The organism is Collinsella sp. AM20-15AC, assembly GCF_003471405.1.
GTDB lineage: Bacteria > Actinomycetota > Coriobacteriia > Coriobacteriales > Coriobacteriaceae > Collinsella.
Genome location: NZ_QRJA01000003.1, coordinates 1 through 8,215, shown reverse-complemented (window position 1 = coordinate 8,215; position 8,215 = coordinate 1). Strand labels below are relative to the sequence as shown.

Here is an 8,215-nt window from a genome sequence, read left to right as displayed (position 1 = left end):
CCCCCCCCCCCCCCCCCGCCCTTCATTGTTCTTCGCAGGTAAAATTCGCCTAATTCGAGCGATCGCTCAACGTGATTCGTGCCTTGAAACCGGCTCCATATTCTCCCGCCCGTGCCTGGTCATCCAACTTAAGCCGATGTTATACAGCTTCCCCGACTTCGTCTTCCGAACCAGGCCATGCTCCAACATGAATGCGACAACGCGGCGATGTGCTTCGACGTCGTCCAAGTTCAGGTAGAAGCAGGCGACGCCTCTGCCGTTCTCGATAACGGACTCGAATGAGCTGTGCTTGCATTCCGCGACGACCATTCCGAGGGCCGCCTTGCGGCAGACTTCCTCCGCGAACTCGATATCGTTGAAGTAGAACATCCATTTCCCGCACCTGCTCTCGTCTAGCGCAGGTGCCAGCTCGGTGTCGATGTAGAACGAACACCATGGGTTGTCCACCCTGACGATTCGGCCGTCTTCGCTCAGCATCGTCTTCTCTTCCATCCATGCCTCATATGGTTTGAGGGTGCTTTCGTAGTACGCGATTGTTCTCGGAGAGCACCCCTCGACTTCCTTGTCGGTAAGGAAGAGACCGAGTAGACTCGAGTTGCTGGGCACGCTGCTTTCGGCATGGCTACACATAGTGCTTTCGAGCACTGCTTTTAAGATTGCTTTATCTGCAGATAGTCTAGAACCGGCTACATCTGTGTTAGAACCATATTGATCATCGCTTCCACCGGGGGCTCCTTTCCCCTTGGTTCGATGGAAACAATTCTGAAGTGCAGGCCTATGTTCCGGTAAATGATTATTTAGCTGAACTCGGAGAAGCCCTTTTTGCTCAAACAATTGAAGAGAACAAGCGAGAAAATCATTACCGTTCAGTCGAGTCATTCTGCGAAGTCAAGGGCGGTTAGAGGCTCCCTAAAGGTTCAGAGCTAATTGCAGAGGCAAACTCTCATCCATATATTCGAGTCCGCGACTTAAACAACGCTTCTGTTCTCTTACTCACTTCGGAAATGCTATATATCGACGATGAAACACGATCTAATATTTCGCGCTACGTTGTCAACACTGGCGATCTAATTGTTTCCGTTGTCGGAACGATTGGCCTTACGGCGTATATCGGAAAAACGCTCGATGAGGCAAACCTCACAGAGAATTGCAACAAACTTACTTCGTTTAAAGGCGACTTTGCGGCGTGGTCGTATTTCTTTCTTCGTAGCTCAATGGGCATGGAAGCTATTAGGCTTGGAACTGTTGGTGCCGTTCAGACCAAGCTTGCATTAAAAAACATTAAGTCGATGAACGTCCCGTTTGCTCCAGCTTGTGCAATAGAAAGAACGACTTCGACGCTCAATGGTATTCTTGAGCTCATATAGGCTAATATACTCAAGTCGTAGGCTCTTGGCGAACTGCGTGACGCATTGCTTCCCAAACTCATGTAGGGCGAAATCGACGTCTCTCAGTTTGGCGCTGTTCGGATGGATTAGGTATAGAGCGCTATGGCAGGGGGGCGAAGATGATGATTGTTGTAAATGAATCGGCTGCTGCTTCATATCTATACCTAATGTGATTAACCATAGACGAAGAGCTGCCGCTTACGCAACACCTCTCTCTATTGCCGGCCACGTGCAAGGCCTCGCCGGACGACATGATAAATTCTGTGATGAAATATGGCAGCGGAGATGAGACCGATTTAGGTGTCTTGATTGCCGTCCTTAGGAAAACTACAGCTCAGTTGCGCGTTGTTGGAGAGGGCAAAGAGCTTGCAGTTCGAGTTTGGAATGCCCAATCTGCAATAGTTCTATTGTCCGCGCTTTTGAATTGCGAATTGTATTGGCATGTTCAGAGCGATTCGCGGACAGAAGATTTTTCGCCATGCTCGGCAATCAATGTTGTTCTTTCTACAAGGTTGTTCATTCCAAGAAAATTGAAAGTGATCAACGATTCAGAGAAGCAGTGGATAAGACAGCATTATCGGGACGCATGGGAACTGCTTGATAAAAACACGCGATTTGAGACCGCGGTGAATTCCTTGTGGAGCTACAAGCAATCGCTTCGACCTTCAGTTCAAATGGCGATTATATGGGCTGGGATTGAGTCATTGTTTGGAGTCCGGAGCGAACTTGTTTTTCGTGTCAGTACTCTCGCAGCTTTGTTTCTTGGAGGAGGCAAGCAAAAACAGCAAGAAATAAAGAAACTATATAGAGCAAGGTCAGAAGCCGTTCATGAGGGAAAACAACCTTCTGAGTCTTGTGTTTCCGATTCTGCAAAATTATTGCAAGCGCTAATCTTGGAATGCGTCGAACGGGGCTGTTTACCAAATGAGGACGGTTTGCTTTTCGGATTCGAAGAAGGATCGGCTAAATAATCATTTATCGCCCTACGAGTATTTGCAGATGAGACACCGATGCGTTTCAGTTGCATTGCATAGACAAGATAACGAAAAAGCAGCAAATCAAGAATGGCGATTCGCAAACATGGTTTATCCGGAGTTTTCACCAACCGCATCTTTGCGCGCCGCCTCAAATGAAACCCATAATGGAGTTTGGGCCATTCCAGAGTCACTTGCGCAAAGGTATTGCGAGTTTTTGGATCCAGTGATTTTGAGACGTAGCGTCGCCACTCAGACCGCGAACGCTTCATCGATCTGCAACTTCGGCAAAGCAAAAGGCCGAACATATGACCATGTTTTGATTTATCCAGTTGCCGATATGGCCTCTTGGTTGCAAGATGCCTCGACGGATCTGAAGCCGCAGACACGCTCCAAGCTCTATGTTGCAATTACTAGGGCGAGGTTCAGCGCTGGCTTCGTGGTTGCTGACAATAAAATAAATGAGCTTCCAGACACGCTAAGCGTCTGGAAGCCATAAATCAATCACGTGTTTGTTTGTCAGCAAAAGCGGATCCCTACGTGAACCTAAAGACGGCCTTGATCAGCCATCCGTTGAACCTGGAGATGCACTTACCAGTCAACTTCATCCATATCACCCCAATCCTCTGAAACAACTCTCATGTCACCCTTCTCTGGCTGCGTCTCGGTTGCGCCCAGCGCCTATTTGGCTACTTCCGCTTGTATCCTGAGTAATAACCTCCGCTGCTGCAACCAAGGTGGCGAATTGCTGCCTTTGCCATATGGATCTGTATGTAAGTGCTTCGAGGTGATGATGCCGATCTCACTTCAATTCATGGACGCATCGAAATAATAGGGCGGAGTCGCTCTCTCGATCCCGCCTCGCAAACCCGAATAGTTCTGACTTTCCCGTTATCCGGAACATCTGGGGAAGTTCGCGTCCCAGTCCGGAAAACCCAATGCCTGAAACGACGATGCCAAGGGGTTACTCGGTCAGCTTCTTGCATCCGTGCCAGGTCAAGGGAAGGGGCAGCCTGTAGAACGAGGTTGGCTCCATAGGGATCTCCTCGAGCCTTCCGTTGCCCCGCCGAACCCATGAAGTTCCGCTTGCGTCGGTGAAAGCCGTTTCGGGTGCCGTGCGTACTCCCATTCCGTGCCCTTCCGTCGGGAGCCATATGCACCATGCTCCAGGAGGAAGCGTGCCGACGCAGACGCGGTTGGGATAAGCGGGGCGGTTATCCTCACCTTTGAAAGAGGGGCCGGCCCCGCTAATCCCGACGCAGGTGACGATTACGTCGTAGACGGGGGACTCGCTTTCGTTTCGAAGCACGACGAATTGCCAGACGAACCGATTGTCCTCGGGCTGATCAGTTCGGTTTCGATCCCCTTCGTACCATGCCGATATGCGGGATGGCTGATGCCGCTTGATGTCGTCCTCCCTGTTCCTTTTGCTCTGGCTGCCTTGCCAGAATGCGACAATCAAGGCCACCAAGGTAACGAGTCCGATGAATGCTTGGACAATCAGATTGGCGATGTCTATATCGATGCCAAAAATCATTGGATGGTCACCGGCTCAGCGTCGTGGGGCGATAATTCTAACTCCGAATAATACGGCTTGATCGATGGTCGACGTTACGTAAACGTCAAAATGGGTTTGTCTTAACAGCCTTATTTTCTTAAGACAAACTTGCCGCAACGCCAATTCAAAGAGTTTGCCGTGACGCAGACAGATGCAGTTGGTTGCTGAAAAGCGTGGTTATTTGGGCAGGATTCGCTTCAAAACGCCCGTCGATTATTACGATCTAATGCAGCCTGTAGGGTGGATGTACTTCGATAAGCAGTAGTCGACATGCTCTGGTTTTGAACGAAAAGTCCCAGAGACAATCGATAACGATTCTTCTTTGATGATGCGAGCGGCGCTACCATTAGCAGCGCCGCTTGTTTTCCGCTCGCAGATAGATCCCGCCATGTTGACCACCGAATGCATCTTGACCGACGTGCTCGCACTCCTATTCGGGCACAGAAATTGGAGGCGCGGCCCCCAGCGTCTACTCAGCGAAATTCGTTAAGAAAGCTGACATCGAACACTGTGAACTCCGTCATCGAATCGAATCTCATTGACTGGGATGCGTTCATTAATGATGACTTTGATGCCTATTTCAAAGCTCGCGTCATGGCTTTGCTGGACGCTATTGAGTTCGCACTGGGCAAGTCCATCTCCGATAGGGGCACCGAGGAAACAGTAAAGAGATTTGGCCGCTCATTGGAATAAGATGCTTCTTAGCTCCGTTATTGGTTATAGAAAGAAGGCTTAATGTCTGATTTTGAAATTTTGCAGCAGTTGTGCGAAACAGCAGACGAACTTTCAAAGAAATACATCAGCTCTAGTTCGCCTGACTTTAAAGCATGGAAGACAAGGGCGGACAGGCTTTTAATTAGGCGATTTGGAAAAGACAGCTACGAATTTAAAAGCTTTAACAAAATCAGCTACTCGTTGTCTTTCTTCACCTCCGGTACGCCCGACTCGGCTTTCGTTGAAGCCTGTGCGGACGGCCTGCGCAGTGCAAAAGCTGTGCTGGAGACATACCTTGATGAGTTTTCAGACGAAGGGGAAACCGGATCGACTGCAAATGTTGGAGATTATTCGAAGGTATTTATCGTTCATGGTCACAACGGAGAGCTTAGAGAAAGGGTCGCGAGAATCATCGAAAGGCAGGGCCTGACGGCGGTTGTCCTAAACGAGCAGTCAAATCAGGGCAAGACAATCATCGAAAAGCTGGAAATTGAAGGCGATGCAGCAGGAGCGGTATGCCTTTTTACGGCGGACGACGAAGGAAGAGCCCAGGCAGAACAGTCGGAAAAGCCCAGGGCTAGACAAAATGTTGTATTTGAAGCCGGATACTTTATTGGTCGGCTTGGCAGGGAAAACGTTGCAATTCTTGTTGACAAAGGTATCGAGATTCCCTCCGATCTACAGGGCGTCGTTTATACCGGAACAGACAGTTGGGAGTTCGGCCTCTTGAAAGAACTCAAGTCCATGGGATATTCCATCGACTTTAATAAGATGGATATCTAATCCGTTGATCCCTCCTTTCACCGACTGGCAAAACGATTTACACCTAATTGTGGACATTGCCCACACGATTTCTCTTTGCTCCCGCATTGATCTCGCTAAACTATAAATTGCTGCTACTAGGGCATTTTCTGGTGCACATTCTATTGGCTCCTGCGAAGATCGGAGCAGGTATGTTTGCTGCCAAGTCCCACACCAGCCGTCATTACATTCCGATTGTTGCCATGGCCTGCCTATGCGTTTTGCTGGGCGGGCCTTCTTATGCCGCTGGCGCGGAGAGCCTCATCATCGCGGGCGCGACGTACTGCGAGCCGGGCGTGTCGGGCCCCGGCTGGGTCTGGACCGATGCCGACCACCTGGAGCTTAATGGCTACGCGGGCGAGGCCATCGGCGCCGAGGGCGACCTGGTGCTGACGCTTGCCGGGCAGAACTCCGTGACGGAGTCGCATGCGCCCGATGCGGACATCACGCTGTGCGGCATGGAGGTGTGGGGCAACCTGACGCTTCGCGGCACCGGGACCCTGACGGCGACGGGCTCGCAGTGCGGGATCCACGTGTCGCAGGCGCTCGTGGTTGACGGCTGCACCGTCGATGCGCGGGCAGACGGGGCCGATATTACAAACGAGGCGGTCGCCGGCGTGATTGCCGGCGACATGGCCGTGCGCGGCGGCGGGCGCGTCGTTGCCGCGGGCGCCGGGTCCGGAGCGGGCGTGCGGGCCTACGGCGTGTATCTGCAGGACGCGGGCCTTAGCGCTGGTGTGGACGGCTGCCGGCTTTCCGTCGACGCCTTGTGGCTTGATGCGGCCGGTGCCGACGGCGGTGTTGCGTGCACGGTCGGGTCGCTTGTGTCCGCACGGTTTGTGACGCCTGCTGGTGGGGTCTTTGGTGCTAGTGGCGTGGTGGATGCCTCCGGTGCAGTGGCACCGCATGTAGTGATTGAGCCCGATGTCGCCACACCTCCGGCGGGGGAGACCGGTGGGGGCGAGGTACCGGGTGGCGCGGGCGAGCCGGCTGGTGGCGCCGGTCCTGCCGGTGGGCAGCCCGGTGCCGGGTCCGCGACGGATCCCGCCCTGAAGCCCGCGACTGCGACGCCCAAGACGATCACGACAACCAAAACGACAGTAAACAGGACCACGGTGTCCACGCCATCCAAGGCCAAGGCTGCCGGCGCCGCCACCGCCACGCTCCCCAAGACCGCCGACAGCAACTGGATCGCCGCCTCATTAGCGCTATTCCTGCTAGGAGCAGCGCTTATAGCTGCCGCGCACCGCTGCTCGGTATCGCATGCATCGTCATGGCGGTTGTTCCCGCTTTGAGCTACGCAGGCAACCGATTAAAAGCGAGTTTTATGTTTCCCAAAGTAGGGGCGCACCGGCTAACGCCGGCGCGCCCCTACTACTGAACGGACAGTTTTAATTACTAAGGATACGGCAGCAATCCGTACATTCCGCAGCAGTCGGGAACCATTCTATTCCGCCTCTACGATTTCGTCTGCATTGCCTTCGGTTTCGTTGTTCGGCTCACTTATCTCAGTGTTCTTGGCCACCGTCTCTGTGTCACCGTCTTCTGCAGGGAGGTAATACATTAAGCCAAATAGCTCATTTATCGCTCTGCGAGTATTTGCAGCTGAGACACCGATGCGCTTCAGCTGCATTGCATAGACAAGATAGCGTAGAAGCAGCAAATCAAGAATGGCAGCACCTTTGAAATCCTTGTCAATGTTTCCATGGGCAAAGTCATTTCTTTGCTCAGCCAGCCTGCTTCCAATGACTTCGTAGGAAAATTCCTCATCATTCCTTTTGTATAGACCTTCCCCAAATACCCCAATCATTTCATGAAAATCTCGACCAGCCTGTATTATCTTCGATTCCAGATTGCTAAAGCCGATGCTCTTCTTTGCATATTTCAATATCTTTTTAGCTTTTCCGGAGCTTTGGTTAATGCATTCATCCATCTGAGCTGATGCTCGTTGCTCAGCAGCCACTCGAGCTTCTGATTTGACAACTCCGCTTGGATACGCTTGGTCAAATTCCCATTCAAATGCTGCGGAAGTCAGCACGAAGTCCGATGCATCGAGCGTATGTCCCTTTTCGTATGTTTCAGGAATATGCCTTAGGTAGATTTCTCCGTCTGCAATCGCTCCAAACATTTTAATCTCATACGGGTCCAGCAGATCGCGTCGAAAATGTTGGTGTAAGGGTGGCACCCTAACGTCCCTTTAACGAAGAACGGCCTTCGTCCTAGAATCTGAAATCACCACAACAACAGGTTCTAGGAAAGGACGAAGACCGCTATGGAAATCTTATCAGACCCGACGCCGGACATGCTCGCCATGCCCCGTTTCGACGACGGCGCCATCGACATGCAGGAGCTGCTCAGGCGCCTCGCCGAGCAGGTCGTGAATGCGGTGATGGACGCCGAGGCCGACCAGCTGTGCGGCGGCGGGGCGAACAGCCGCAACGGCTACCGGGAGCGCGGCCTCGCCACCTGCGTCGGCACGCTGACGCTGCGCATCCCGAAGCTCCGCACCGGCAGCTTCTTCCCCGACGACGTGATCGAGCGCTATCAGCGCGTGGACCGCGCCCTCGTGGCCGCCGTCGCCGAGATGTACGCCACCGGCACGAGCACCCGCAAGGTGCAGCGCGTCGCCGAGAAGATGGGCGTGTCCAGGCTCTCCAAGGACCAGGTGAGCGCCATCGCGTCGAGCCTGGACGCCGACATCGATGAGCTCTGCTCGAGGCCCCTCGACGGCGGGCCGGTGCCCTACGTCTGGCTCGACGCCACCTACGTCAAGTGCCGCC

Annotated in this window: 10 protein-coding genes; 8 read left to right on the top strand and 2 right to left on the bottom strand. The window is 52.9% G+C overall.

The genetic code is table 11. The annotated features are described in order from the left end of the window. Window positions 1–66: 66 nt before the first annotated feature. Entirely contained in the window at window positions 67–492 is a 426-nt protein-coding gene (locus DW233_RS01625; RefSeq protein WP_147357112.1) for a hypothetical protein, read from the bottom strand. A gap of 434 nt (window positions 493–926) precedes the next feature. Between DW233_RS01625 and DW233_RS01620 the strand changes: the two genes are divergently transcribed. From DW233_RS01620 to DW233_RS01600, 7 genes are all read left to right on the top strand, one after another. Continuing rightward, a complete protein-coding gene (locus tag DW233_RS01620) occupies window positions 927–1,367 on the top strand; it encodes a restriction endonuclease subunit S (protein WP_117769675.1) in 441 nt (146 codons plus the stop codon). Window positions 1,368–1,639: 272 nt separating this feature from the next. Next, on the top strand, window positions 1,640–2,359 hold the full coding sequence (locus DW233_RS10160) for a hypothetical protein (RefSeq protein ID WP_199574558.1): 720 nt from the start codon (window positions 1,640–1,642) through the stop codon (window positions 2,357–2,359). A 109-nt stretch (window positions 2,360–2,468) separates the two neighbouring features. Beyond that, window positions 2,469–2,861, top strand: coding sequence for a hypothetical protein (locus DW233_RS10155; RefSeq protein ID WP_147332604.1), 393 nt, complete (start codon window positions 2,469–2,471; stop codon window positions 2,859–2,861). A gap of 897 nt (window positions 2,862–3,758) precedes the next feature. Further along, window positions 3,759–3,950 carry a hypothetical protein gene (locus DW233_RS10150; RefSeq protein WP_147357110.1) on the top strand — a complete coding sequence of 64 codons (192 nt, stop codon included), beginning with the start codon at window positions 3,759–3,761 and terminating at the stop codon, window positions 3,948–3,950. Between the two features lie 480 nt (window positions 3,951–4,430). Continuing rightward, window positions 4,431–4,613, top strand: coding sequence for a hypothetical protein (locus DW233_RS01610; RefSeq protein ID WP_117636983.1), 183 nt, complete (start codon window positions 4,431–4,433; stop codon window positions 4,611–4,613). A gap of 42 nt (window positions 4,614–4,655) precedes the next feature. Beyond that, the gene (locus tag DW233_RS01605; RefSeq protein ID WP_117636984.1) at window positions 4,656–5,417 is read left to right on the top strand and encodes a TIR domain-containing protein; all 762 of its coding nucleotides are present in this window, start codon (window positions 4,656–4,658) and stop codon (window positions 5,415–5,417) included. Window positions 5,418–5,587: 170 nt separating this feature from the next. Beyond that, the gene (locus DW233_RS01600) at window positions 5,588–6,730 is read left to right on the top strand and encodes a hypothetical protein (protein WP_118266344.1); all 1,143 of its coding nucleotides are present in this window, start codon (window positions 5,588–5,590) and stop codon (window positions 6,728–6,730) included. Window positions 6,731–6,882: 152 nt separating this feature from the next. On the opposite strand, the gene DW233_RS01595 is transcribed toward DW233_RS01600, so the two are convergent. Beyond that, window positions 6,883–7,563, bottom strand: a complete 681-nt coding sequence (locus DW233_RS01595; protein ID WP_233547899.1) for a hypothetical protein — start codon at window positions 7,561–7,563, stop codon at window positions 6,883–6,885. Between the two features lie 144 nt (window positions 7,564–7,707). Between DW233_RS01595 and DW233_RS01590 the strand changes: the two genes are divergently transcribed. Further along, a partial coding sequence (locus tag DW233_RS01590; protein ID WP_199574557.1) for a transposase occupies window positions 7,708–8,215 on the top strand: 508 nt, incomplete at its 3' end.

Excerpts from the sequence above, each read along its gene's own strand:
- DW233_RS01625 (WP_147357112.1), bottom strand. The coding sequence starts at position 492 with ATGGAAGAGAAGACGATGCTGAGCGAAGACGGCCGAATCGTCAGGGTG.
- DW233_RS10160 (WP_199574558.1), top strand. The coding sequence starts at position 1,640 with ATGATAAATTCTGTGATGAAATATGGCAGCGGAGATGAGACCGATTTA.
- DW233_RS10155 (WP_147332604.1), top strand. The coding sequence starts at position 2,469 with ATGGTTTATCCGGAGTTTTCACCAACCGCATCTTTGCGCGCCGCCTCA.
- DW233_RS10150 (WP_147357110.1), top strand. The coding sequence starts at position 3,759 with ATGCCGCTTGATGTCGTCCTCCCTGTTCCTTTTGCTCTGGCTGCCTTG.
- DW233_RS01605 (WP_117636984.1), top strand. The coding sequence starts at position 4,656 with ATGTCTGATTTTGAAATTTTGCAGCAGTTGTGCGAAACAGCAGACGAA.
- DW233_RS01600 (WP_118266344.1), top strand. The coding sequence starts at position 5,588 with ATGTTTGCTGCCAAGTCCCACACCAGCCGTCATTACATTCCGATTGTT.
- DW233_RS01595 (WP_233547899.1), bottom strand. The coding sequence starts at position 7,563 with ATGTTTGGAGCGATTGCAGACGGAGAAATCTACCTAAGGCATATTCCT.